The sequence below is a fragment of the Xanthomonas cissicola genome (genome assembly GCF_008801575.1).
Lineage (GTDB): Bacteria > Pseudomonadota > Gammaproteobacteria > Xanthomonadales > Xanthomonadaceae > Xanthomonas > Xanthomonas cissicola.
Map to the genome: position 1 here is coordinate 106,798 of NZ_VZPL01000007.1, position 23,385 is coordinate 130,182.

General features: G+C 64.7%; 23 protein-coding genes, 1 other RNA gene and 1 pseudogene. 4 read left to right on the forward strand and 21 right to left on the reverse strand.

Annotated features, from left to right (window positions below):
- Nucleotides 1–63: 63 nt before the first annotated feature.
- The 4 genes from F7R02_RS05025 to F7R02_RS05040 form a co-directional block, all read right to left on the reverse strand.
- Complete coding sequence (locus F7R02_RS05025; protein ID WP_167520970.1) at nucleotides 64–1,389, reverse strand: ABC transporter permease; 1,326 nt, start codon at nucleotides 1,387–1,389, stop codon at nucleotides 64–66.
- A gap of 7 nt (nucleotides 1,390–1,396) precedes the next feature.
- On the reverse strand, nucleotides 1,397–2,557 hold the full coding sequence (locus tag F7R02_RS05030; protein WP_078590428.1) for an ABC transporter permease: 1,161 nt from the start codon (nucleotides 2,555–2,557) through the stop codon (nucleotides 1,397–1,399).
- A gap of 12 nt (nucleotides 2,558–2,569) precedes the next feature.
- Nucleotides 2,570–3,259 (reverse strand): ABC transporter ATP-binding protein, encoded by a 690-nt coding sequence (locus F7R02_RS05035; protein WP_005914341.1) that lies wholly within the window; start codon nucleotides 3,257–3,259, stop codon nucleotides 2,570–2,572.
- Between the two features lie 376 nt (nucleotides 3,260–3,635).
- Nucleotides 3,636–4,880: an efflux RND transporter periplasmic adaptor subunit gene (locus F7R02_RS05040; RefSeq protein ID WP_167520971.1), complete on the reverse strand. Its 1,245-nt coding sequence runs from the start codon at nucleotides 4,878–4,880 to the stop codon at nucleotides 3,636–3,638.
- A 449-nt stretch (nucleotides 4,881–5,329) separates the two neighbouring features.
- On the opposite strand from F7R02_RS05040, the gene F7R02_RS05045 reads away from it, so the two are divergent.
- The 3 genes from F7R02_RS05045 (at nucleotide 5,330) to F7R02_RS05055 (ending at nucleotide 8,203) form a co-directional block, all read left to right on the forward strand.
- Entirely contained in the window at nucleotides 5,330–6,511 is a 1,182-nt protein-coding gene (locus tag F7R02_RS05045) for a sensor histidine kinase (protein ID WP_005914343.1), read from the forward strand.
- Nucleotides 6,512–6,595: 84 nt separating this feature from the next.
- A complete protein-coding gene (locus tag F7R02_RS05050; RefSeq protein WP_003486570.1) occupies nucleotides 6,596–7,198 on the forward strand; it encodes a response regulator transcription factor in 603 nt (200 codons plus the stop codon).
- A gap of 216 nt (nucleotides 7,199–7,414) precedes the next feature.
- Nucleotides 7,415–8,203 (forward strand): ThuA domain-containing protein, encoded by a 789-nt coding sequence (locus F7R02_RS05055; RefSeq protein WP_016850766.1) that lies wholly within the window; start codon nucleotides 7,415–7,417, stop codon nucleotides 8,201–8,203.
- A gap of 299 nt (nucleotides 8,204–8,502) precedes the next feature.
- Here F7R02_RS05055 and F7R02_RS05060 read toward each other — a convergent pair whose 3' ends face one another.
- The 11 genes from F7R02_RS05060 to F7R02_RS05110 all read right to left on the reverse strand — a co-directional run bounded on the left by F7R02_RS05060 (nucleotide 8,503) and on the right by F7R02_RS05110 (nucleotide 18,433).
- On the reverse strand, nucleotides 8,503–9,045 hold the full coding sequence (locus F7R02_RS05060; RefSeq protein WP_033484852.1) for a cytochrome b: 543 nt from the start codon (nucleotides 9,043–9,045) through the stop codon (nucleotides 8,503–8,505).
- Nucleotides 9,042–10,133 (reverse strand): catalase family peroxidase, encoded by a 1,092-nt coding sequence (locus tag F7R02_RS05065; RefSeq protein WP_011052659.1) that lies wholly within the window; start codon nucleotides 10,131–10,133, stop codon nucleotides 9,042–9,044. Before F7R02_RS05065 ends, F7R02_RS05060 begins: the two co-directional genes overlap by 4 nt.
- Before the next feature lie 231 nt (nucleotides 10,134–10,364).
- On the reverse strand, nucleotides 10,365–10,943 hold the full coding sequence (locus F7R02_RS05070; RefSeq protein ID WP_033480434.1) for a hypothetical protein: 579 nt from the start codon (nucleotides 10,941–10,943) through the stop codon (nucleotides 10,365–10,367).
- A 355-nt stretch (nucleotides 10,944–11,298) separates the two neighbouring features.
- Entirely contained in the window at nucleotides 11,299–11,508 is a 210-nt protein-coding gene (locus F7R02_RS26855; RefSeq protein WP_235857455.1) for a hypothetical protein, read from the reverse strand.
- Between the two features lie 202 nt (nucleotides 11,509–11,710).
- The gene (locus F7R02_RS05080; RefSeq protein WP_005932270.1) at nucleotides 11,711–13,081 is read right to left on the reverse strand and encodes a leucyl aminopeptidase family protein; all 1,371 of its coding nucleotides are present in this window, start codon (nucleotides 13,079–13,081) and stop codon (nucleotides 11,711–11,713) included.
- A gap of 41 nt (nucleotides 13,082–13,122) precedes the next feature.
- The gene (locus F7R02_RS05085) at nucleotides 13,123–13,863 is read right to left on the reverse strand and encodes an HAD family hydrolase (protein WP_078590429.1); all 741 of its coding nucleotides are present in this window, start codon (nucleotides 13,861–13,863) and stop codon (nucleotides 13,123–13,125) included.
- A 100-nt stretch (nucleotides 13,864–13,963) separates the two neighbouring features.
- Entirely contained in the window at nucleotides 13,964–15,070 is a 1,107-nt protein-coding gene (locus tag F7R02_RS05090; protein WP_078590437.1) for an AI-2E family transporter, read from the reverse strand.
- Between the two features lie 578 nt (nucleotides 15,071–15,648).
- Nucleotides 15,649–16,032: a hypothetical protein gene (locus F7R02_RS05095; RefSeq protein WP_003486554.1), complete on the reverse strand. Its 384-nt coding sequence runs from the start codon at nucleotides 16,030–16,032 to the stop codon at nucleotides 15,649–15,651.
- Complete coding sequence (locus tag F7R02_RS05100; RefSeq protein WP_078590430.1) at nucleotides 16,029–16,514, reverse strand: hypothetical protein; 486 nt, start codon at nucleotides 16,512–16,514, stop codon at nucleotides 16,029–16,031. The genes F7R02_RS05095 and F7R02_RS05100 overlap by 4 nt, the downstream gene beginning before the upstream one ends.
- Before the next feature lie 3 nt (nucleotides 16,515–16,517).
- Complete coding sequence (locus F7R02_RS05105) at nucleotides 16,518–16,880, reverse strand: hypothetical protein (protein ID WP_005914354.1); 363 nt, start codon at nucleotides 16,878–16,880, stop codon at nucleotides 16,518–16,520.
- Nucleotides 16,881–16,996: 116 nt separating this feature from the next.
- A complete protein-coding gene (locus F7R02_RS05110; RefSeq protein ID WP_014091313.1) occupies nucleotides 16,997–18,433 on the reverse strand; it encodes a Do family serine endopeptidase in 1,437 nt (478 codons plus the stop codon).
- Between the two features lie 243 nt (nucleotides 18,434–18,676).
- Here F7R02_RS05110 and F7R02_RS05115 point away from each other — a divergent pair, with 243 nt between their 5' ends.
- The gene (locus F7R02_RS05115; protein WP_078590431.1) at nucleotides 18,677–19,495 is read left to right on the forward strand and encodes a histidine biosynthesis protein HisIE; all 819 of its coding nucleotides are present in this window, start codon (nucleotides 18,677–18,679) and stop codon (nucleotides 19,493–19,495) included.
- A 457-nt stretch (nucleotides 19,496–19,952) separates the two neighbouring features.
- Here the strand turns inward: F7R02_RS05115 and F7R02_RS05125 are convergent, their stop codons facing one another.
- The 6 genes and pseudogenes from F7R02_RS05125 to F7R02_RS05150 form a co-directional block, all read right to left on the reverse strand.
- Nucleotides 19,953–20,615, reverse strand: a complete 663-nt coding sequence (locus F7R02_RS05125) for a DUF3313 domain-containing protein (RefSeq protein WP_078584637.1) — start codon at nucleotides 20,613–20,615, stop codon at nucleotides 19,953–19,955.
- Nucleotides 20,616–20,679: 64 nt separating this feature from the next.
- The gene (locus tag F7R02_RS05130) at nucleotides 20,680–20,970 is read right to left on the reverse strand and encodes a hypothetical protein (RefSeq protein ID WP_005932284.1); all 291 of its coding nucleotides are present in this window, start codon (nucleotides 20,968–20,970) and stop codon (nucleotides 20,680–20,682) included.
- Between the two features lie 138 nt (nucleotides 20,971–21,108).
- Nucleotides 21,109–21,177: non-coding RNA, sX9 sRNA (locus tag F7R02_RS05135), on the reverse strand.
- Nucleotides 21,178–21,351: 174 nt separating this feature from the next.
- Nucleotides 21,352–22,536, reverse strand: coding sequence for a sensor histidine kinase (locus F7R02_RS05140; protein WP_005914360.1), 1,185 nt, complete (start codon nucleotides 22,534–22,536; stop codon nucleotides 21,352–21,354).
- Complete coding sequence (locus tag F7R02_RS05145; protein ID WP_005914362.1) at nucleotides 22,533–23,198, reverse strand: response regulator transcription factor; 666 nt, start codon at nucleotides 23,196–23,198, stop codon at nucleotides 22,533–22,535. The genes F7R02_RS05140 and F7R02_RS05145 overlap by 4 nt, the downstream gene beginning before the upstream one ends.
- A 69-nt stretch (nucleotides 23,199–23,267) precedes the next feature.
- A pseudogene (locus F7R02_RS05150) lies at nucleotides 23,268–23,385 on the reverse strand (IS5/IS1182 family transposase); the annotation flags it as partial.

A 23,385-nucleotide genomic window follows, 5' to 3' on the forward strand; every position in this document is an offset into this window, starting at 1 on the left:
GCCGCGGGTCTGCCGCGGCTGTCACCATTCCCGATTCCCGATTCGCGGCGGGCCAACACCCGCCTACACCTCACGCAACGCCGTGGTAATCGGCAGACGCGCGGCACGCAGCGCGGGAAACAGCCCGCCCACCAGGCCGATGCCCAGCGCCCATTTCAGCCCGCTCCATAGCAGCTCCGGCGAGACCTTGAACTGGAACACCACCTGGCTGAAGTTGCTGCCCAGCGTGGAGACGGTGTAGCCGTTGAACACCGCCCAGGCAATCGCGCCGCCCAGCAGCCCGCCCAGCAGTGCCAGCAGCATGGTTTCCAGCATCAGCGCCATGATCACCGGCGTGCCACGGAAGCCGATCGCACGCATGGTGGCGATCTCGCGCGCGCGCGTGGCCACCGCCGCATACATCGTGTTGAGCGCGCCGAATACCGCGCCCACTGCCATGATCGCCCCGATCACCGTGCCCAGGATGTTGATCAACTTGTTCAAGCCGCCGCCCTGCTTGCCGTAGTAGGCGCGGGTGGTTTCCACATCCAGCTTGAGCCGCGGATCGGCGGCCATGGCGGTCTTGAACGCGCTGAAGCCTGCCTTGCCGTTGGTGCGCACGCTGATCGACTGATAGGCGCTCCGGTTGTAGGTGGTGGCCAGCGTCTGCGCGTCGGTCCACAGCTCCGAATCGTGCGCATCGCCGGAGGCGAACACGCCCACCACGGTCCATTGCTGGCTGCCAAGCGTGAGTGTCTTGCCCAGCTCCAGTCCGCGGAACTGGTTCAACGCGCCCTTGCCCACCACCATTTCGCGCAGGCCGGTGTTGAAGCGGCGGCCTTGCACGATCTTGACCTTGTCATGCACGGCCCAGGCCTGTTCGCCCACGCCACGCAGTTGTGCGTTGACGTCGGTGCCGTCGGAGCGGGAGGCGATGTTCACCACTTGCGAGAGTTCCGGCGACAGCATCGGGCGGCCGTTGGCATCGGCGGTGATGCCGGGCAGGCTGCCGATCAGCGGCACCAGGTCGCGGGTGATCACCGAGTTGGTCTCCGCCTGCGAACCGCCGCGCAGGACGATCGCGGTGGTCTCGTCGCCGGTGCTGTTGAGCGTGGCCTGGAAGCCTTGGCCCATCGCCAGCATCGCCACCAGCACGCCGACCACGCCGGCGATGCCGACCACGATCACCGAGCTGGACCCCCAGCGCTGCGGCAACGTGGCGATGCCGATGCGTGCGGCAGCCAGCGAGAGCCGCCCGCTGCGTGTGACCACCAGCCACACCGCCAGCAATCCACCGATCGGCAGCAGCACCAACCACGGCAGTGCGATCCAGGCAGCCAGCCCGATTGCCAGCAGCACGACCGACAGCGCGTTGACCCCACGATCTTTCCATTTGCGTTGCATGTGCATGCTCCTGTCAGCGGCCGGCGAGTGCATCGACGATCTTCAAGCGCTGCGCGCGTAATGCCGGCAGCACACCCACCACGATGCCGATACCGGCCATCAGCCCGACCGCGACCAACCAGGTCTGCAGCGGCACGCTCTGGGTCGGCATCAGGCCACCGCTGCGCGCGGCAACCGCCGGGATCACCAGCGCCGCCAGCCCCATGCCGATCAAACCGCCCAGGCCGATCAGCAACATCGACTCCACCATCACCAGGCTCAGCACGGTGCGGTCCTGAAAGCCCAGCGTCTTGAGCGTGGCCAGCTCCGGAATCCGCTCGCGCACGGCCTGCGCCATAGTGTTGCCGGTCAGCAACAGCAAGGTGAAAAACACCGCGGCCATGATCGAGGTGACGATCAGGCCGATATCGGCGAACTGTTTGACGAAGGCCTGCTGGAACGCCGACTCGGTCTGCGACTTGGTTTCATGGTCGGAGTTGGCCGACAACGCATCGATGGCCTGCGCCACGCGCGATGCCTGGTCGGCATTGCGCAGCGTCACCGTGTACCAACTCACCCTGCTTTTGATGTAGTCGTTGGACTCGTCGAAGTACTTCCAGTTCATCATCAACTGGCGTTCCTGGTTGGCGGCCACCGTGCGGTCTTTCATGCGGAAGATGCCGACCAGTTGCAGCGGCCAGTCGTTGCTGCCGCCGCGCGGAAAGATGGTGGCCTGCAGCGGGATGGTGTCGCCGATCTTCCAGCCATTTTCCTTGGCCAGGCTTTCACCAACGATCGCGCCGGTGCGTGTGCTCTGGAAGGCTTTGAGCTGATCCTTGGGCAACTGATATTCGCTGTACACATCGAAGAAATTGGGCGCCACCGAAAAATTCGGGAAGAAGTTCTTCGGGTCGCGGTAGATGCCGCCGAACCACATTGCCGAGGTCACATCGCGCACGCCCGGCACGCTGCGGATCTGGTTTTCCAGAGTGATCGGCAACGATTGGGTGATCGACAGGCGCGATGCCACCACCAGCCGGTCCACGCCGCTGACGCTGCCACCGGAGGTGAAGGCCACGCGCACCGAATCGAGCATGCCGAACAATAAAAACGCCGCGACCACCGAGAGCAAGGTCAGCAAGGTGCGGGTCCTGCTGCGGAACAATTGCGCCCATACCAGCGAGAGATACTTCATGGCAGCGCTCCCTTACAGTGCAAGCGGCGCGTCGGCCAGCTCGCCCTTGTCCAGATGGATGGTGTGGGTGGCGTATTCGGCGGCCTTGGGGTCGTGGGTGACCATCACGATGGTCTTGCCGTGTTCGCGGTTGAGCTCCTGCAGCAGGCGCAGGATTTCTTCGGCGTTGTGGCGGTCCAGATCGCCGGTGGGCTCGTCGCAGATCAGGAAGGTGGGATCAGAGACGATTGCGCGCGCAATCGCCACGCGTTGCTGCTGTCCGCCAGACAATTCGCTGGGCTTATGGTTGCGGCGCTCCTGCAGGCCGACCAGGGTCAATGCGATCTCGGCATTGCGCTTGCGTTGGGCGGCATTGAGCGAAGTGAGCAGCAACGGCAGCTCCACGTTCTTCTGCGCGGTGAGCATCGGCATCAGGTTGTAAAATTGGAATACGAAACCGACGTGGTGACTGCGCCAGGTCGCCAGCTGACCGCCGCTCATGCGGTCGATGCGCTCGCCTTCGATCTCGATCTCACCCCCGCTGGGGTTGTCCAGCCCGCCGATCAGGTTGAGCAAGGTGGTCTTGCCCGACCCGGACGGGCCCATCAACGCAACGAAGTCGCCGCTGGCGATTTCCAGATCGATGCCGTGCAGCACCTGCACCTGCTCGGGCCCGCGTTGGTAGGTCTTGGTGATGTTGCGCAAACTGACGAGAGCGGACATGGCAACTCCTGGCGGTGCGATGGAAGAGATGAAGCAGTGCGCAGAGCGACTGCGGATGTGATGCGGCACTGCAGTGACACGGCGAGCTGAAATGCGATGAAGCGATGTGGCGGGTGCAGGCAAGGCATCGACTGCTGTGACGACCCATGTACGGCGCACGTTGCCGATGCCTGAAACGTGCGTGCGGCGACATTGGCTGAAAATGTTGACGAACATCGCAACCGCAGATGCGCAAGCACACAGTCGCCACCGCGTGACTGGATTTCAACGGCGTCTGTCGCAGCGCGGCGCAGGCGCCTGCACCGCTGCCGTTTCCATCAACGCCCTTTTCCGTGCCCGTTGAGCGGTTGCTGCGTGCGCTGTCTTTGGGTGTGCGTTACTCGGTCGCGTTCGGCTCTGCTTCGGTCACCTTGTCGCCATCCTTCAAGGCTTGCGGCGGATCCAGTACCACGCTGTCGCCCGCGGCCAGGCCGGAGAGCACCTGCCTGTCTTCGCCCATCACCATCCCGGTGGTGACGGCATGCGCGCTGACGGTGTTGTGCTCGCCGACCACGAACGCGACCGTACGCGTGTCGCGCTCCACCAGTGCGGTGGCCGGGATGCGCACGCCTTGCGGCCTGGCTGCCTGCTGCGGTTTGGCCTGCTCCAGAAAGCTGACCCGCACACCCATTTCCGGCACGATGCGCGGGTCCTTGACCTTGAGCGCCACGCGCACTTTCACCGTGGCCTTGCCGCGGTCTGCGGTGGGGATGATGGCGATGACCTCGCCTGGAATCTTCCACTCCGGGTAGGCATTGAGCACCGCTTCCACCGGCATCTTGGGTTGCACGCGGCCGATGTAGGACTCACCCACTTCCACCTCGATTTCCAGCGATTCCATGTCCACGATGGTGCCGATACCGGTGCGGGTGAAGCCGCCACCGGCCGACAACGGCGAGACGACTTCGCCAGGCTGCGCTGCTTTGGCCGTCACCACGCCGGCAAACGGCGCGCGCACCACATTGAAGTCCGAGCGGATACCGGCAATGGCCAGCTGGTCGGAGGCGACCTGCACGTTGCGCTGGGCGTTCTGCAGCTGCGCGCGCAAGGCATCGCGCTGCGCAATGGCCTGGTCGTATTGCGAACGCGACACCAGCTGCGCACCCACCAACGATTGCAGGCGCGTGGCATCGGCATTGGCCACCGCCAGCTGCGCCTGCATGTTGTCGACCTGGCTGCGTGCGGCCGACAACTGCGAGGCCGACAAACTACGCTGCGCATCGGCATCGAGCGGGTCGAGCGTGGCCATCACCTGGCCTTGTTCGACGCGCATGCCTTCCTCGATCATCACCTCGCGCACCTTGCCGGTGACCTGCGCCGACACGGTTGCCATGCGTCGTGCCACCACATAGCCGGAGGCGTCCAGCACCGATGCGCTGCTGCTGCCGGCGCTGATCGCCACCACCGGCGCGGTCTGCACCTTCACCATCGGGCGGCGCGTGAACCACCACGCGGCGGCGGCCAATACGATGACGACGATCACTGCGGCGAGGATCCAGCCGGTACGGCGGGCGGGCGGCGGCGTGGCGGAGCGCTGGCGGTCGATGCGGAGTTGCTTGAGCAGATCGGCGGAAGTGTTCATCGATGACCAGGACGGAAGGCTGCGCGAAATGTGACCGGTCTGCGGGCGACGCCGCAAGCTGCCGGAAGTCACCAACTGCGGTGGGGCGACGAACGGTCGATGCGCCGATGCCGCCGCCAGATGGTGCGCAGCATGCGGTCAGCGCGGCGCGCTCACCAGTGACAGCTGTCATCTGCAAATCATGACATCGGCGACTAGTGCGCCAATGCTGCGGGCGGCCATGCTGGAGGCTCCTCGGCAACCCGTGACCGGCATGCTTTCCTTGCATATGCGAACCGCGCGTGTCTGGCTTGCGCCTGCGCAGGCGAATTGCAGCCTCGGTGGGCGATCGCATCGCAGCAGTTACCAGCAGCATGCATGAGGCCGCTCACCCCTATCGTCCTGCGCGCAGCCGCACGCAGACGGGCCCGGCAGTGGCAGAATCCGCTCACCCACACGGATCTTCGCTGATGCACCTCCGGTTTCCCGCATGGCTTCGTCCCGCCGCCAGTTCGCAGGTTGCCGCGCGGCTGGCGCAGGGGCAATCGCCGTGGATGGATAGCGTGCACCTGTTTTGGTCGGCCTGGGTGTTCGTGGTGCCGGCGTTTTCTGCGCGTGGCTACGATAGCACCTGGCTGTTGTGCACGCTGGCGTCTTATCCGGTGTTTGTGCTGCTCTACGCACGCATGTTGCTGGCGCCGCGCGGCACCTTGTACCGCTATGCCTGGGCGATGGCGGCGCTGAGTGCTGCCTTGCTGCCGGTGTACTCGGCGGGGCTCAGCTATTTCGTCTTCGCCTGCCTGACCTTGCGCCCCTCCACGCGGCATGCGTTGTGGCGGCACTTTGCGATGTTGCTGCTGATGAACGCCTTGTACCTGAGCTGGGCGCGCTGGCTCGGGTTGAGCATGCAGGCGCTGGTGTGGATGCCGGTGACGGTGCTGGGCATGGCGGCCGTGGGCGCGGTGTACAGCATCAACGAACGCAAGGACGCGTTGCTGCGCCTGTCGCAGGACGAAGTCCGTCGGCTGGCGGCCACCGCCGAACGTGAGCGCATCGGCCGCGACCTGCACGATCTGCTTGGCCACACCTTGTCGCTGGTGGCGCTCAAATCCGATCTGGCCGCGCGCCTGATCGAGCGCGACCCGCAGGCCGCACGCAACGAGATCGATGCGGTGGCGCAGGTCTCGCGCGAGGCGCTGGCGCAGGTACGACGCGCGGTCACCGGCATCCGTTCTGCCGGCCTGGTTGCCGAACTGGCATCGGCGCGCGTGCTGCTGGACCTGGACGGCATTGCGCTGGAGCAACAACTGGAGCCACTGGCGTTGCCGCCCGAGCACGAAACCGCGCTTGCGTTGGTCGTGCGCGAGGCGGCCACCAATGTGCAGCGCCACGCCCAGGCAAAACGCGTGCGTGTGCAGCTGCACGCGCACGGCGAGCAGGCGGTGCTGGAGATCACCGATGACGGCCGCGGTGGCGTGATCGTGCCTGGCAACGGCCTGGACGGCATGCGCGCACGCCTGCACAGCCTGGGTGGCGCGTTGGATGTGCAGGCCTTGCCACGCGGCATGCGATTGCGCGCCAGTCTGCCGTTGCCGCGGCCTGCGGTCGTTGCCGCAACGCCGTCGCCGCCGGTGATGCCGCAGTCGCTTTAACGCGCCCTGGTTGCGCTGCCAAGTGCACGGCATGCGTCGGCGCTGTTATTGTGCGCAACCGTTGCATGCATACGAGCGCGACCGATGATCCGGGTGTTGTTGGCGGAAGACCAAGCCTTGCTGCGTGGCGCGCTGGTGGCCTTGCTCGGGCTGGAGGACGATATCGCGGTGGTCGGCAGCGCCGGCGATGGCGAAAGCGCATGGCGCGAGCTGCAGCGCCTGCAGCCGGACGTGCTGGTCACCGATATCGAGATGCCCGGCCTGACCGGGCTGGAACTGGCGCAGCGGATCCAGCGGCAGGCGCTGCCGGTACGGGTCATGATCGTCACCACGTTCGCGCGTCCGGGATTTTTGCGCCGTGCGCTGGATGCCGGCGTGGCCGGGTATCTGCTCAAGGATGCGCCCGCCGAACAACTGGTCGATGCGTTACGGCAGGTGCATCGCGGCGGGCGAGTGATCGACCCGCAGCTGGCCATCGATGCGTGGGTGGAAGCAGACCCCTTGAGCGAACGCGAACGAACCGTGCTGCGGCTGGCTGGCGAAGGCCGCTCCGCCAGCGAGATTGCCCAACAGTTGCAGCTCTCGCACGGCACGGTGCGCAATTACTTGTCCGAATGCATCGGCAAACTGGGCGTGGCCAATCGCATCGAAGCCTATCGCCTAGCGCGGCAGAAGGGCTGGTTGTAGCGCGACCGTTCGACGGATCGCGTCTGCGCGCGTGGGCCTTGCGTTGCCGGGTGCGGCGTTGCTCGCAGAAGCGATGCGATCGCACCAGGCTGCAGCCACTGAAGCGGTGGCATCCGTTACATCGGCAAGCGATCCACAGCGATTCCAAATGCCGGCCAAAGCATGCCAGCCGCGCGCAGGTACACTGCACAGCATCGAAAACACGGCGAGCGATGCATGAAATGTCTGTGGCTGTCGGGCCTGCTGCTGGTGTGCGCCTTCAACGCTTCCGCCGAGCAATACAAGATATTGGTGGCTGCCATTCCCAACCAGTATCACCACGACTATATCCCCGTGGCCAAGCCGCAATTCGAAGCGATGGCGCGCAAGCATTATGTCGAGATGGTATGGGCGTGGAACGCCAAGGCGTTCGATGGCGACCTGTCGCAATACGCGGCCATCGTATTGCTCAATACGCCGGCCACCGATCTGGACCCGACGCAGCGGGCCAACTTTCAAAAATACGTGCGTAACGGCGGCGGCGTGGTTGCGGTGCACAAGGCCTTTGCGATCAAACGCGGGGACTGGGAGTGGTACGACCACATGATCGGCCGCTCGTTCCGCACGCACCCTTACATGCAAACGGCGATGGTGGATGTGGCCGACGCCAATTTCCCGGCCACTGCCGGCCTGCCCAAGCGCTGGGTGTGGAGCGACGAATGGTACGAATACGATCCGCCCTACAGCGACGATCTGGTCACGCTGCTCACCGTCGACGAACGCAGTTACGACCCCACCCTGATCTGGCCGGGCCAGGTCGCCAAGGGCATGGGCCAACAGCACCCGGTGGCGTGGTACCACCATTTCGAAGGTGGCCGCGTCTTCGCCACTGCACTAGGCCATCTGGCCGAAGCCTATAACGACCCACGCTACCTGGAGCATTTGTACGGTGGGATCTATTGGGCCGCCACCGGCAAGGGCATCGAATCATCTGCGCCAGCGGCCAAAACAAAACGCCAGCACTAGCCCTCCCCCCTCGGGAGAGGGGGGAGGGTATGAGGCAAAGCCACTCCAGACGGCAGTTAACCCGATGTTTCGTCCGCACCCTCATCCGCCCCTGCGGGGTACCTTCTCCCGAGGGGAGAAGGGAACTCAAAGCCCCTCTCCTGCCGGGAGATGGGTTGGGGTGAGGCTACGGGGCAACGCCACTCCAGATGGCGGTTAACCCGATGCTTTGCCCGCACCCTCATCCGCCCCTGCGGGGCGCCTTCTCCCCCATAAAGGAGGACAATGTCCCGGCGGGAGAGGGTGCCAACACCCACCCATCACCGCGCAGACCGCTCCCCACGCGCCATGCTGGAAAACACCCCGTCGCGGCGCACCCAGGCATGGAACAACGCCGCGCTCAGATGCCCCAACACGGTGGTAAATAACAGATACGCCAGCCAACCGTGCGCGCTGCGCAGCCAGGCATACAGCGCAGGGTCGTGCGGTGCGATCGGCGGCAGGTTCGCGCCCGGCCACAGCACGATCGGGTAGCCGCCGGCCGACAACATCGCCCAGCCGATCAGCGGCATGCCCAGCATCAACGCATACAGCAGCCAGTGCGAGGCGATCGCCGCGGCCTTCTGCCATGCCGGCAGGTCGGCCGGCAGCGGCGGAGGCTGGTTGCGCAAACGGTTGATCAAGCGCAGCACCGCCAGGATCAGGATCGCGATGCCCAGCGGGCGATGCAGATCGATCAGCCACGGCCGCTGCGTCACCGAGGCCACCATGCCGACACCGACGAACAGCATGGTCAGGATCATCGCGGCCATCAGCCAATGCAGCACGCGCGCCGGCAGATTGAAGTGGGTGCGGCGGTTCATTGGCGTGCTCCCTGGCCAGTGGCGGCGCTGCCCGTGCCATTGGCGATCTCGTGTTCGCGGCGATTGAACGATTGCGAATACACCGACGAGCGCGCCGCCAGTATCGGGTCATTCGATGCGGCCAGACCCTTGGGCAAGATCAACGGGTCGTAATTGAGATCGCGACACGGGCCGGTGGCCTGCGGCTGCGCACGCTCGATCGAGAGCGTACCGGCCACGATCTGCTTGCGGCTGTCCGGCCACGGCTGCGACGGATCATCCACCGCATCGCCGGGCTCGGCAATGGTCAGCACCATGTCCCAACGCAACGGCCCCTGCGCCAGCCGCGCGTCCAGGTCGGTGGCGAGAAAATCGCCATCGGCCTGCTTGCGTTGTTCGGCGTTCAATTCCTTGAATGGCGTATGCGGGCGCATCGACCAGCGGATGTAGCGTTCGCGCCCATCGGCGGCAATCGCGCGGAACGCATTGACGCCGTTGTACTGCGTATTGGCCCAGCTGTCCGACCACGGCGCGGTCTTGGCCCACTGCTGGAACTTGGCCGCTTCCGGATACTGCTTGCCGAACGCCGCCAGTTTTTCGGGGTCCGGCTTGCCGGTGGCCGGGTCCGGCCTGGAGGCCACGTTGAGCGCCTGAAAGCCAGCCGGCGTGGCGACCACGAAGAACGGAAAACTGTTCATCGCCGTGCGCCATTCCTGCCCATCGTCGCTGCGCAACAGCAGCGCCATGCTGCGCACGCGCGCCTGCCCGTCGGGCCCGTGCGGATCGCCGCCGCCGATCGACATGCGCCCCAGCACCGGCGTGCTGGGCTGGCTGAAGATGCGTGCCGACGACAGCCAGGTGGCCTTGCCGCTGGACTGGAATTGCCCGCTCACGCACACGCCCTTGGTATGCGCACGGCGGAAGCCAGGATGCGGCGGCCCGCTGGATTCGATGGTGTCGGTCATGCGTGCGGCAGTGAGCCGGTCGCCACCGATCCAGCCGGCCGTCCAGGCAAACGCCAGCGCAATGCCGCCGGCAATGGCGGCAATCCCCAACAACGGCAGTACGGGGCTGCGTGCGCGCGGGGGCGAAGGAGGTGGCAACGTCATGGCTGGCTCCGGTCTTGGGTCTGGAACGGCGTACGTACTGTCGCATGGCGACGGCTTGGTCGCCGCAGCCAAGCACGCCGGTGCCGCATCATCCGGAAGAGGCTGCCTTGGGCGTGTGACGGAACGCGGAGGTGGGGAGGCGTCAGCGCGACGCACACATACCGCTGCAGCTATGAACGAAGCGCAATCGATGTGGTGCTAGTCCACACCAGCGCACAGGCCTGGAGGCTCTCAAATAGATGCCAGGAGTTTTTGTTGTTGCTGGTTGGCCTTGTGATGGAGAGCCAAGCTGTAGAGCAGTTCTGGGTTGGTGGTTCTCACCAGTCCGAAGGTGTCACGGATGACGCGGTCAATGCGCGGGCCGCCTCCACCAAGGATGGCCGCAGCTAGCGCCGGGACGATCAATTCAAGCAGCTCCGGAAGATGGGAAACGCGGCGCGCAAGTGCCTGCAGAGCATGCGCTCGTCGAAGATTGTGTGGCTCAGTTTCTGCAATGCCAAGTAGCTGACGAATCACATCTGCAGCCTGCGCCAGCGATCCTTCGGCCATCACGGCGACCGGCCAGGAGGCAACCGTCACGATGCGATTCGGTTCGCTTTGTTCGTGCGCAGCCTCAATCGCTGCTTTGAGAAGGGCAGTGCGTTTGGCGCCAGAGGAGAATTCAGCGGCACGCGACAGCGCCTGGCACCGGTACCAGGGATGCTTGATTTTTCGAGCGATCATGGCAGCGCCATCAGGGTCGTCAGGCGCCATGGCGAAGACGCGCCCCCGTCCATGTATATCGGCCGTTGTAATAGGTAAGTCACTCATCGAGATCGGATGCCTTGATCAGTCAAGCGATGCTGCGGGCGACAGAGTTTCGCTCATCCGCCTCTCTTCATTGCGTATTTTCGCTGCGAAGCGGCGAAAACGATCAATCGAACATCGTCAGTGGTTACTTGACCAACTGATCAAACTCAGGGCGATAATGATGTTCGTGCGGTGTGGGGACCACGGTTGTCGCTCGGGTGAAACCCATCGCCTGCAATGCAGCTTAAAACTGTGCGAGAGGGCTGTAGGCAAACAACTGGTTATGGCGGTCCCATACCACCGTCGCTTGGCTAGTCGGCAAATGCGCCCATAGGTCATAGCGCGCATCTGCGGAAAGAAATGCGCCAAACCATGATCAGAACGCTTTGACGTCGAAGCGTTCCAGCGCAGGACTTTGGTAGCGGCCTGGTTCTGCCTCGCCCCGCGACATGTAGAAGAGATACAGCAAGTAGTACGGCGGCTCCATGCATGCGTTCAGGCGCTCGAATATTGCACGGTTTCCGCCGGGAACTGCCACGGTGCGGTCTGTAGATTCAACACCGCCGGAGGCGAATGAGCGCGCCATTGCCCGCCTTCCAGATGTCCGATTGGGTATATGCGTGTCTGTTGCCTTGATTGAAGCAGCTCGCCGTAGTGAGGCCATGATGAGATCGGGCAATGCCTGGCGTGCGTTTGGATGTGATGCCTGGGGCGCGAGGCAGCCTAGACAATGCCATTCGATCCTAGTTGCCGGGCGAGCGAACGCCTGATTGCAGCGCTCGCCACGCTCAACCGCCGTAGCGTTGCTGCAGCATCGCGAACGCCGAGCGCAGTGCCAGCGCTTCGCCGCCGGCAGGGCGGCCAGGGCGGTCGCTGTCGTTCCAGGCGTAGACGTCCAGATGCGCCCACGGCTGTCCGGGTGCCACGAAGCGTTCCAGATACAGCGCGGCGGTGACGGCGCCGGCCATGCGCGAGCCGGCGTTGGCCATGTCGGCCACATGGCTATTGAGATAACGCAGGTAAGGGCGCCAGAGCGGCATGCGCCACACCGGGTCGCGGGTCAGTTCGCCGGCACTGATCCAGGCCTGCGCCAGCGCATCGTCGTTGGCGAAGAGCGCCGGCAGGTCCGGGCCCAGCGCGATGCGTGCCGCGCCGGTGAGCGTGGCGAAATCCAGGATCAGATCCGGGTGCTGCTCGGTCGCATAGCTCAGCGCATCGCACAGCACCAGGCGCCCTTCGGCATCGGTGTTGTCCACTTCCACCGACACGCCGGCGCGGGTGGTGATCACTTCGCCAGGGCGGAATGCATCCGGGCCCACCGCGTTCTCCACTGCCGCAATCAGCAGCGTCAGCCGCACCGGCAACTGCTGCGCCATCACCAATCCGGCCAGCGCCAAGGCATGCGCCGCGCCGCCCATGTCCTTTTTCATGTTGCGCATGCCATCGGCTGGCTTCAGATCCAGCCCGCCGGTGTCAAAGCACACGCCCTTGCCGACCAGCACCAGATGCGGATGCGCCGTGTCACCCCATTGCAACTGGATCAGTCGCGGCGCGCGATGCGAGGCGCGCCCCACGGCATGGATGGTGGGGAAGTTCTGCGCCAGCAACGCGTCGCCGACGATCGCATCGACCTGTGCACCATGCGCTTGTCCCAGCGTGCGTGTGGCCTCTTCCAGATGCTGCGGGCCCATGTCTTCGGTGGGCGTGTTGACCCAGTCGCGTACCTGCAGGCACGCCTCGATCAGCGCACGCGTCTGTGCCGATGGCGTTGCAGCCAGTTCGGCCGGCGCGCGCGGCACCTTGCGATAACGCGAAAAGCGATAGGCGCCCAATCCCCAGCCCAGATGCAGCAACGCCTGCTCGGCATCGCTCAGCGGGTTGGCCAGCATCCAGCGGGTGGCCGGCGGTAAGGCCATCGGCGCATGCGCGTAGGCGTAGGCATCGGCCCGGTCGCCGATACCCAGGATCGCCCCGGCCAGCCCGTTGTCGCCCGGCAACAACAGCACGCTGCCCGGCGCGGCATCGAAACGCTGCGCCTGCGCCCACGACAGCACGCGGGTGGGCTGCTCCGCGCACCAGCGCGTAAAGCCCTCGCGGTCGAGCACATACAGCGGCAAGGCTGCGGCGTTGGGATCGATGAAACCGGTGAGATGCGACATGGAAATCCTCAAGTGCAGCGCCGTGCGCCGCGCGCAGTGGCTCAGGCGGGAAGGGTGATGCCGGCGTTCATAGGGCCCGGATGATGCGGCTGCTGTGCGTCCAGCCAATCGGCCAGCCCGGTCATGCTGTCGAATTGCAGATCCGGCTGCTGGGTGGGGTGCGACCACACCGCGCCTTCGCGATTGATCCAGCAAGCGCGAAGGCCGGCATCCAGTGCGCCCAGCACGTCCATGCGCACGTGGTCGCCCACATGCAGCACCTGCGCGGGAGGCACCTCGAGCCGGGCGCACGCGGCCAGGAAGATGCTCGGGTCGGGCTTTGCGCTGCCGTGTTCGCGCGAGCCCAATTGAAACGCGAAGTGGTGCATCAGCCCGATGCGCTGCAGATCGGCATTGCCGTTGCTGAGCGCGGCCACCGGCACATGGGCGGCAATGCGCGTCAGCGCGTCGAGCGCATCCGGGTAGCATTCCACCTGGTTACGCGCCGCATAGAACACCTCGTAGGCCGGCTCCAGCAACGCCAGATCGCCGCCGCTCTCGCGCAACGCCATTTCCAACGTCAACCGGCGCAGCGCGCTGAGGTCGTGATGCAGGTGCGGGTTGTCGACAAAGCTGCGCTCACGCAGCTCGCGCATCGCCTCCACCGGAAAGCGCTCGGCAGTGACCGGGCTGTGCTCGCGCATCCAGTCGTACAGCACCTGATCGATCCGCGCCCCGATCGGCGCAAAGGGCCACAACGTATCGTCGAGGTCGAGGGTGATGGCGCGGATGTGGAAGCTCATCGCCTGATTGTAATGCCGGGGATGGAGAGTCGGGAATCGAGAATGGGTAGAGCGGCGCCTCTGCTGTTGCGATTCCCAACTCCCGATTCCCCATTCGCGGCTACTCCAGTAGCCGGGCCCAGCGCTGCATCCCGTCCACCCGGCTCAACACCATCTTGATGCAGACCAGCAACGGCACCGCCAGCAGCAGGCCGACCATGCCCCACAGCCAGCCGAACAGCATCAGCGCCAGGATCAGCATCAGCGGTGAGATCGCCATGCGTCGGCCCAGCACGATCGGTGTCACCACCTGGCCTTCGATGGTATGCAGCGCCAGGTACAGGATCGCCGGTAGCAGCGAGGACAAGGTGGTGCGGAATTCCACAAAACCCATCAACAGCATCAGCATCACGCCGATCAACGGGCCGACATACGGTGCGAAATTCAGCAATGCGACCACCGTCCCCCATAGGATCGCTTCGGGTAGCGGAATCTGCAGGACATACAAAATACCGGCAAACACCAGTCCGACCAGCGTGTTGATCACGCTGATGGTAAGCACGTAGCGCGAGACCTCGCGTTCGATGTCCAGCATGATCTCGGTGGTGAACCGTTGCTGCTGACGGTTCGGTAGCAAGGCGATCGCATGCCGCTGCAGGCTTTCGCCATACACCATGAAGAAGAACGTCAGCAGCACTACCGCCAGCACCGAGGCCGCCAGCTTTGGGGTGCGGACCAGTGCCTTGTAAGGGTCGTCCATCTGCGTGCGCACGATCTGCACGCCGCGCTGGCCTTCGCCACCGGCCGCGCGTGCAAAATTTTCCGCTGCCTGGTTGGCTTGCATCACCGGCTTGGTCAGATCGCGCACATCGCGCGCAATCTGGCGCATCTGCCGTGGTGCCTGTTGTACCCATTCGGCGGCAGGGCCGGCCAATTGCGTGGCCAGCGTGACGGTACCGGCCAGGCCAAGGCACAGGATGAGCAAGGCACCGAGAAACCGCGGGATATACAGCTTGCGCAGACCCCGCAGGATGGGGTTGCCGATCAGCGCGAAAAACGCGGCCAGCATGATCGGCAGGATGATCGTCTGCGCCGCCCATAGCGTGTAACCAACGGCGAGCGTGGCCAGCACCACTAGCGAGGCCGGCGCGCGTGGGCGGGGCGCCGGTGCGGGCGGAAGCGAATCTGCCGCGGTGGCGGCATCCGGTGAGTCGACGGGAAGAGACATGCGCGCCCTGACAGCAGACTGGCGTGCTGCCAGCGGTGCGCCATTATCGGCGCAATGCGTCAACGGCGCGCACAGGGCCTGTGGGCAGGATGTCAGCGAGCGAAGGCTAGTCTGGCGAACTCGGCCGCATGTGCCCTTGTGCAGGTCGCGGTGCGCAGTGTCGGTCGTCGATGTGAGATTGCCACTGCCCCCACGATGATGCCGCAAGCTGCCAACCGCGATGGCACGCATGCTGCGCGAATGGCCGCCAGACATTGCAGCGATCGGCGAAGCTAAGTCGCCACATGTGGCGCGCGATCTCCGCATGTCAGAGCTGCTATCGGCCAGCAACCACGGCGAGCAGTCATCTGCAGAAATGGAAGGCGCAGACGCCCATATCCGCGGGTTCGTGGTGCAGTCATTCCTTCGACCAATCCCCAAGCGTAGTACGTGCGTGCTGCGCCGGAGCCGAACATGTTCATCCGCCGTGGTACGGATTCTCGGTTGCTCCGGTGCATCAATGACTTGCATAGGCCGATGTGCGGTCGCCAACGACAGCGGCCTCGCAGAGCGCTGGCCGCCGTGAATATCCTCCGCGCTCAGGCGGCACGATCGGCCGGGACCTGCACCACGGTCACCGGCGGGTCGGCTGCCACTTCCTCGGCATTGTCTGCCGCACGTTCGGCCTGCTCGGAAGCTTCCTGCGCACGGTGCGCGGTGAACAGTGCGGAGATGGTACTGATCATCTGCAGAAGCTTGGGAATACCGCCAAGCTTGCTGGCGATGCTCCCCAATGCCGCCTGCGGTTCATTACGGCCGGTGACAAACCCCAGCCCGAAGCCCACCGTCATAATGCGCAGCGGCGACCACCCGGCGCGCCAGGTCTGGCGGAGTTCGCTCCAATGCAGGCGCGTTTCCTGCGCACGTCCTTCGACCAGATATTCGGCGCGTTCGACGCGTTGACGCAAGGTTCCAAATTTCATGGACGTGCTCCACTGGCAGAGGTCGCCGCCTCATCGTCTTTGCCGGGGTCATCGAAAATCCCAAGCTTGATGAGCTGACGGCGCGTCGCATTCATGCCGGTATGGTCGAAGTAGAAGAACACACGCCATGCCGCAATGCCGGTCACCAACAGACTCGCCAACGCAGTGAAAAACATCGCCTGGAACCACGACAGCCCGGCACGCTGCAGCAGGGCGATGATGGCGCCAGCCAGCAATAACCATGACGAGGCACCGAACACCACGGCCACGCAGGCCCAGGCCAGGCCTCGCCCGAATGCGCTGCGTGCCAGTTGCAGATCAGCCGACACCAGCCGGCGCAAGGCGCGATTGGTGTCCTTGGCCGAGCCCAGCGTGGCACGGCCGGCGGCGCCGACCGCACGTACGCTTTCGTCCAGTCCTGGCGTTTGCGCGCGCGCGTCTGGCGCGCCGGTTCCGGCAGCGGGAGAGGCCTGATCGCTCACGACTTAGTTGTCGTTGCTGCGTGCCAGCTTGGCGATGACCCAGCCAGCGGCGAATGCAACGCCGAAGGCGGCCAGCGGACGCTCGCGGATCAGATCGGTGGCGCTTTCCAGCAGATCGTTGCCCTTGGCAACCAGGACGTCGATCTGCTCCTTGGCAGCGGCACCGCCGAACTCGGCAGCGGCCATGCCGGCCAGCGCGGTGTCGGACAGTTCGGCCTTGACGTTGGCGCGACCGAGCTTGAGCTCATCGCCGGCGGCGCTGGTCGCACCCCTGACGGCTTCGCCGGCGGCGCTTGCGGCCGACTTCAGGTGGGTGCCGGCTTCGCTCAGGTTTTCCTTCAGCTGATCGGTATTGGTGGGGCTCATGCGATATCTCCTTCGGTCATTGATGGCAGCCGCCACTCACGTGCGGTCGAGCGGTAGCAATAGCACCGGGGGGGTGTAGGAGGCGTTAGTGCAACCAACTTTCGGTAGACAGTGCGTCAACGCATCAGCGCGTCGTACTGCGCATTGCCACGCAGGATACGCACGACAAGCTGCTGCGGTTTACGTTGGAAATTGGCCCGCCAGCTGGCAAGGTCGGCGAACTCGCCCACGCTGCCGGCCACGATCACATCGCCGGCGACCAGGCCGTTGGCGGCAGCGCGACCGCCGCGTTTGACCTCGCTCACCATCACCCCGGTGATGCCCGACTGACGCAGCGATTCGGGGAGATCGACGAAGGTCGCGCCGGTCAGGCGCGGGTCCAGCATGTCGCCGGTGACGGCGCGGTCCTGCTCTTTCAGCGTGGCCTTGAGTTTGAGCGGCTTGCCATCGCGACGGATATCCAGGGTCACCGCACTGCCAACCGCCTGCAGGCCTTCGTAGTTGTGCAGCGCTTCGGCGCTGTCCACCCGCTGGTCGTTGGCCGCCACCACGACATCGCCCGGTTGCACGCCTGCCGCCGCCGCTGCGGAGCCCGGCAACACCCGTGTCACCAATGCGCCGCGCAACGAATCCACCCCCAGGCCCTGCAGCATCTGTTGGGTGAGGTTCTGGGTCTCCAGGCCGAGCGTGCCGCGCACCACCACGCCCTTGGTCACCAATTGCTCGACGACATTGCGCGCCAGGTTGGACGGAATCGCCAGCCCCAGGCCGATATTGCCGGCCATGCTGCCCTGCGGATTGAAGCTGGCGGTGTTGATGCCAACCAACTGGCCTTGCAGGTTGACCAGCGCGCCGCCCGAGTTGCCGGGGTTGATCGAGGCATCGGTCTGGATGAAGTTCTGATAGCCCAAGCCGCGAATCCCGCTGCGCCCCACTGCCGAGACGATGCCGGAGGTGACGGTCTGGGTGAAGCCGAACGGGTTGCCGATGGCCACCACAAAATCGCCCACGCGTAGCGCGTTGCTGTCGGCCAGTTTGATATCGGTGAGGTTGTCGGCCTTGATGCGGATCAGCGCAATATCGGTATCGGCATCGGAACCGATGAACTCGGCCTTGACCGTGCGTCCGTCGCCGAGCGTCACCTGCACGTCGTCGGCGTTTTCGATGACGTGGTGATTGGTCAGCACATACCCTTTTTGCGCATCGATGATCACGCCCGAACCCAGCGACTCGTTGATGCGGTCCTGCGGAACCTGCGGAAACAGCCGGCGCAGGATCGGGTCGTTGAAGAACGGGTTGCGGACGCGCACCACCTGTTTGGTGTTCACGCTCACCACCGCGGGCATGGCCTGCTGCAGCATCGGCGCCAGCGACGGCACAGGTTGGCCGGCCACCGCCGCCGGCAATGCGGCGGCCGTCGGCAGGGTAAAGGCGGCATTGCTGGGGGGTGTGGCTTCGGCGCGATTGTCGAGCCAGGCGTTGATGCCGGTGGCGGCAAAGCCGCCGAAGGCAGCGGCCAGCGAAAGAGTCAGCAAGGTAGGCAGCGGTCGCATGGAACGGATTCCGGGTTACGCGGTGGATAAGGAATAGGGCGTCTGACTACGTAAATCAAGCTGAACGAGAGTGCCCGCATGCAATTTAACTGCCGGTGAAAGTGCCGCACATCCCTTGCCCTTATTGCGTTGACAGCCCGGCAGGCCGGGCGTAGCGTCCGCTTGATCCGATGCCTGTTCAGCATGTTGCGTGCCGTCGCGCATCGCCTAAGTTTCCCGCACTGACGCCCTTAAGGAGGGTCTATGAGCAACGGCAATGGTGTAACGGCAACCCTGTCCGACGCCGTCGATAGCGTAAAAAGCACCGCCACCGAGTTGACCGAGACCATCGCCAGCACCGCCAGCGAGGCGGCTGCCAGCGTGCAGGAGGCTGCAGGCACGGCGGTGGAAGAGGTCAAGACGCAGGTGGCCAAAGCGCGCAAGGCGGTGGTCAAGGTCGAAAAGAACGTGGCCAGAAACGCCGGCACTGCGGCCAGCGCAGTGAAACGCAGCGTGGCCAAGACCAAGCGCTCGCTGGCGGCCACCAAGGAGGCCGCCAAGCAGAAGCTCACCGCCACCAAGGACGCGGCCAAGCAAACGTTGACCTCGACCACGCAGGCCGCCAAGCAGAAGTTGAGCAGCACCAGCGCCGCGGCCAAGCAGAAGCTCACCGACACCAAGGCCACTACCAAGCGCAAGCTGGAAACCGCCAAGGCCAATGCCAGGGCCGAAGCGGCCGCACTGAATGCCAAGACCGCCGCCAAGCGCGCCGCACGCAAGACCGCCGTTGCAACGGTGAACGCGCGCACGGCGGCGAAGAAGGCAGCCAAGAAGGCAGCAGCCAAGCCGGCGGTAGCGAAGAAGACGTTGGTCAAGCCTGCAGCCAAGAAGGCGCCGGTCGCCAAGCAAACCGCGACCAGGCAGGCCGCAGTGAAAAAGGCCCCGCTCAAGAAGGCCGTGACCAAGACCGCGTTGAAGAAAGCCGCCAAGGTGACCAAGACCCCGGCCACGCGTGCCGTGGCAAAGACCACCGCCGCGCGCAAGGCAGTGGGCAAGAAAGCGGCAAAGCGCGTCACGCGTTGAGGTTGTCACGCTGCGGCGCAGGGTGAGTTGCCTGGGCCGCTTAGCGTGAGACGCGTGCAGCGCATGCGCCATGAACCATGTGCAATGTCGAAAAAGCCGGCGCTGTTTTCACGGCGTCGGCTTTTTTGTTGCAGCGGCTTTGACTAACGCCCCTCTCCTGCGGGACAGGGATTGGGCTGAGGGTACGGAGCGACGCCATACGTGTTATCGAACAATACGAGGCTTTGCCACCAATCCACACCAACCAGACGAGGCTTGTCAGGGAGCCTCATCTACCCTCGCGGGGCACCTTCTCCTCCACGAGGAGAACAATGGCCCGGTAAAAGAAGGCAATGCCACTGCACAAAGCGCCCAACACGGTGATGACTCTGCACTGGGCGAGAGGACTGCCCGAAAGTATCGCGTGCGAGCACTCCGATACGCACAGGCATCGCGCACGCAGTAAAAGGAGCAAGGCCTAGCGCATGCCATCGACAAACTGTTTCGCACCCAGGCCGATCCCGGCCTTGGCCGCGTCATAAGCACCGAGGCTGGCCTTGATGTTCATTGCATTGGGGTATTGCTTTTCGACATAGGCCGCCAGCAAGCGATCGCTTGACGCGTCGAAGATTTCCACCGCATAGCTGACCGAGCCGGAGAATGCGCCTTCCCTGCCACGCGCGGCCTGCACGGCGTTGTAGGAGCCGCCGCCGATATCGACCTTCATGAAGGTGCCGAGCACCCGCTTGCTGGGTTTGGCGCCGGTCAAGGTGAGCCGCACACGCAAGGTGTCGGGCCTGATGGCGGTGGCGGGTTGCCAGCGCTCGCCGATTGCCTCGCCGAACTCGCGTTGCATGAGCTCGGCAAGCATGCGTTTGTCCTGCTCGGGCACGTTTTCGAATTGCGCATCGGGGCCGCGGTAAATGCTCACGGGCTCGATCAGTGCGGTGCGATATCGCGACCAATCCACGTCGCCGTGATACGCGTACGGCATGCGGTCGCCGCGGCTGCCATCGTGCGGCCGCAGGTAGCTCGAAGATGGCAATTGTCGATAGGGCATGGGGCGGGTGCTGGCGCAGCCGATCAGGATGACGCTGACAACGGCGAGTGCGCAGTATCGAACGAATGAACAAGCCGACATGGGGAACTACCTGAAGGAGGGAGGCGGATGGATGCAGTTGCAGCGCGCTGGCGTGACCTGATGCTCAGTGCATCAGAAAGCTGGCAGCCGCTAGCCCGAACACGGCCGCTGCGGCGGCGAACAACACGCCGCTCTTGGCCAAGTGCTGCAGGCGGCGGGTGTCGCGCGCGCTGCGGATATCCGGCAACGCGCACCAGATGTCGCGGTTACGCGTGCCGGTAAAGCCGCAGCGAAATTCCGATGCGACAGGCAGTGGCAGCGGATGCGCAGCGACGGGGTCGTTGGCGGCGCGCTGCACGACCGGCAGCGACAGCGCGTTGGGGAGGCGTTGGGTGGAACGGATCGAGTGAGGCATCACCAGGCATCCTTGATGCGTGCGATGAGTGCACTGTAGGCAAGCGAGTTTGGGAACTTATTGGATCACCGCGACGACCGCGCACCTTGGCGAAAGCGCGATACGCCGTGCACCACGCAATGGTGTCCGCATGAGAGCGACTACCAAAACAGAGCGAGCAGCGATCAGGTGGGTGTGGATGGCGCTCGCGCGCCCCACTGTACGCATCAGATAGGCCGTATCGCGTTGGTCGCACTGGGCCTGTGCGTGGTGCGCACTCGCGGCTTCCACGTGCCGCCGCTGGTACATGCCCCACCGAGCACTGGCCGCGCCAGCCCGTGGTTGCGCAGTCGTTTGGTTAGCCGCGTTTCGTAGTGCCCTCGCACTGCCGCGCAGGCAGATTCAGGCCGCGCTGGCGGGGTGGTCGCCGGCAAACACCACGCGTACGCACAGCCCGCGTCCATCGTTGCCGTCGCCGGCTTCGATCGTGGCTCCGTGCAGGCGCGCAATGCCGGCGACCAGCGACAACCCGATTCCACTGCCCTGTACTGCGCTGCCGGGCACGCGATAAAACCGCTCGAAAATAGCGGCCTGCGCGCTTTCGGGTACGCCGGGGCCGTCATCGCTGACCTGCAAGAAGGGGTGCAGGACGTCAGCGCGCAAACAATAGCCGCAGCTCACTTCCACCTTGCCATGCAGGCGGCCATAGCGGATGGCGTTGTCGACCAGGTTGCGGATCAGAATGCCCACTGCATCCACATCGCAACGCACCAGGCAGGGCGATGCCTCAACCTGCAACTGCATCTGGCGCGCATCGGCCTGCACGCTGAATTCGTCCAGCACATGCGAGATTAGCTCGCCCATTTCGACTTGATGATAGGCGGCTGAACTGATGCCGGCATCCAGTCGTGCCAGATCCAGCAATTGTTCGGCCAGCCGATTACTGCGACGCGCGGTTTCCAGCAGTTGGCGCAGCGCGGCGTCCTTGGCGTCCAGTGTGGGCGCGCGCAATGCGACCTCGGCGTAGGCATGCAGTGCCGAGAGCGGCGTGCGCAGTTCGTGCGCGGCATCGGCGACGAAATCGCGTTCGGCCTGGACGGCTTGTTCCACCCGCGCCAGCAAGGTGTTGAAGGAGGCGATCAGCGGGCGAATTTCGTCGGGCGCCTGTGCCAGCGGCACCGGCTCGGTATCCAGGCCGGTGCGTTGCGCGATGGCGCCGGACAGGGCGCGCAGCGGCCCCAGCGAGGTCCGCACGGCCCACCACATCAATAGCCCCAGGATGCCCAATTGCACGGTGTTGAGCACCACTGCGATCAGGGTCTGCTTCACGCTCATGCGCGAGGATGGGTTGCCGATCGGGGTCGGCGTGGTTGCCGCGTCGGGCGGCTCTGTCTGCGTATCGAAGCGGTGCTGGAGCGCGTCGGGCAAGGTGGCGAGCAGTTGATCGCCGAGCAGGTTGAGTTCCTGCTCGAACACGCTGTGATGACCCTGGGTGACCAGTGCGACCAGGATCCACAGAGAGGTGGACCAGCTCAGCAGAACGATCGCGGCCAGCGCCGCCAGCATGCGTGCCTGCAGCGACTTCATTCCGGGGTCTTTCCGACCATGTAGCCCTGGCCATAGACGGTGGAGATCAGCGCATCGCCCAGCTTGCGCCGCAACTGGTGCACATACACCGCGATCATGTTGCTGCCCCCTTCGGATGGGCCGCCATAGATGCCTTCTTCCAGCTGATCCTTGGTGACCACGCGTCCGGCACGTTCCATCAACGCCAGCAGCAGGCGGTATTCGTGTGCGCTCAGCGCCACCCATTTGCCGTCCTTGGTGACCTTGCGGCTGCTCGGATCCATACAGACGTCGCCGTGGCTGAGCAGGGGCACCACGCGGCCCTGGCTGCGCCGGGTGACCGCCCGCAGCCGCGCCATCAGCTCGTCGAACTGAAACGGCTTGACCAGATAATCGTCGGCGCCGGCATCCAGACCGCGGATGCGGTCGGTGAGCTGGCCACGCGCGGTCAGCGCGATTACCGGGGTGGCATCGTAGTGGCTGCGCATGAAACGGATCACGCTCAGCCCGGACTCGCCCGGCAGGCCGATATCCAGCAACACCGCACTGTAGCGATGGTCCACCAGCACCGTCTTGGCGGCATTGGCATGACCGACATGATCGATGGTCCATGACTGCTGACGCACACCGTCGCAGATGGCGTTGGCCAGCATGGTGTCGTCTTCGACGAGGAGCAGATGCATAGGTGTTCTGCCGTGCGCAGGGCCAGTCCGAGATCCGCAGCACTGTCGGTGATGAAGCTTAGAACCTGTTCACGATCTTCTGAGTAATAGCGCCAAGAAGGCCAAATGGATGAACTGCAGGCTGGTGTTGAGTTTGCGCTCGCAGTTCTTCCATAGCCTTCGGTTCTTCTCCAGCCAAGCAAAACTA

Coding starts and splice junctions, on each gene's coding strand:
- F7R02_RS05025 (WP_167520970.1), bottom strand. CDS start 1,389: ATGCACATGCAACGCAAATGGAAAGATCGTGGGGTCAACGCGCTGTCG.
- F7R02_RS05030 (WP_078590428.1), bottom strand. CDS start 2,557: ATGAAGTATCTCTCGCTGGTATGGGCGCAATTGTTCCGCAGCAGGACC.
- F7R02_RS05035 (WP_005914341.1), bottom strand. CDS start 3,259: ATGTCCGCTCTCGTCAGTTTGCGCAACATCACCAAGACCTACCAACGC.
- F7R02_RS05040 (WP_167520971.1), bottom strand. CDS start 4,880: ATGAACACTTCCGCCGATCTGCTCAAGCAACTCCGCATCGACCGCCAG.
- F7R02_RS05045 (WP_005914343.1), top strand. CDS start 5,330: ATGCACCTCCGGTTTCCCGCATGGCTTCGTCCCGCCGCCAGTTCGCAG.
- F7R02_RS05050 (WP_003486570.1), top strand. CDS start 6,596: ATGATCCGGGTGTTGTTGGCGGAAGACCAAGCCTTGCTGCGTGGCGCG.
- F7R02_RS05055 (WP_016850766.1), top strand. CDS start 7,415: ATGAAATGTCTGTGGCTGTCGGGCCTGCTGCTGGTGTGCGCCTTCAAC.
- F7R02_RS05060 (WP_033484852.1), bottom strand. CDS start 9,045: ATGAACCGCCGCACCCACTTCAATCTGCCGGCGCGCGTGCTGCATTGG.
- F7R02_RS05065 (WP_011052659.1), bottom strand. CDS start 10,133: ATGACGTTGCCACCTCCTTCGCCCCCGCGCGCACGCAGCCCCGTACTG.
- F7R02_RS05070 (WP_033480434.1), bottom strand. CDS start 10,943: ATGAGTGACTTACCTATTACAACGGCCGATATACATGGACGGGGGCGC.
- F7R02_RS26855 (WP_235857455.1), bottom strand. CDS start 11,508: ATGGCGCGCTCATTCGCCTCCGGCGGTGTTGAATCTACAGACCGCACC.
- F7R02_RS05080 (WP_005932270.1), bottom strand. CDS start 13,081: ATGTCGCATCTCACCGGTTTCATCGATCCCAACGCCGCAGCCTTGCCG.
- F7R02_RS05085 (WP_078590429.1), bottom strand. CDS start 13,863: ATGAGCTTCCACATCCGCGCCATCACCCTCGACCTCGACGATACGTTG.
- F7R02_RS05090 (WP_078590437.1), bottom strand. CDS start 15,070: ATGTCTCTTCCCGTCGACTCACCGGATGCCGCCACCGCGGCAGATTCG.
- F7R02_RS05095 (WP_003486554.1), bottom strand. CDS start 16,032: ATGAAATTTGGAACCTTGCGTCAACGCGTCGAACGCGCCGAATATCTG.
- F7R02_RS05105 (WP_005914354.1), bottom strand. CDS start 16,880: ATGAGCCCCACCAATACCGATCAGCTGAAGGAAAACCTGAGCGAAGCC.
- F7R02_RS05110 (WP_014091313.1), bottom strand. CDS start 18,433: ATGCGACCGCTGCCTACCTTGCTGACTCTTTCGCTGGCCGCTGCCTTC.
- F7R02_RS05115 (WP_078590431.1), top strand. CDS start 18,677: ATGAGCAACGGCAATGGTGTAACGGCAACCCTGTCCGACGCCGTCGAT.
- F7R02_RS05125 (WP_078584637.1), bottom strand. CDS start 20,615: ATGTCGGCTTGTTCATTCGTTCGATACTGCGCACTCGCCGTTGTCAGC.
- F7R02_RS05130 (WP_005932284.1), bottom strand. CDS start 20,970: ATGCCTCACTCGATCCGTTCCACCCAACGCCTCCCCAACGCGCTGTCG.
- F7R02_RS05140 (WP_005914360.1), bottom strand. CDS start 22,536: ATGAAGTCGCTGCAGGCACGCATGCTGGCGGCGCTGGCCGCGATCGTT.
- F7R02_RS05145 (WP_005914362.1), bottom strand. CDS start 23,198: ATGCATCTGCTCCTCGTCGAAGACGACACCATGCTGGCCAACGCCATC.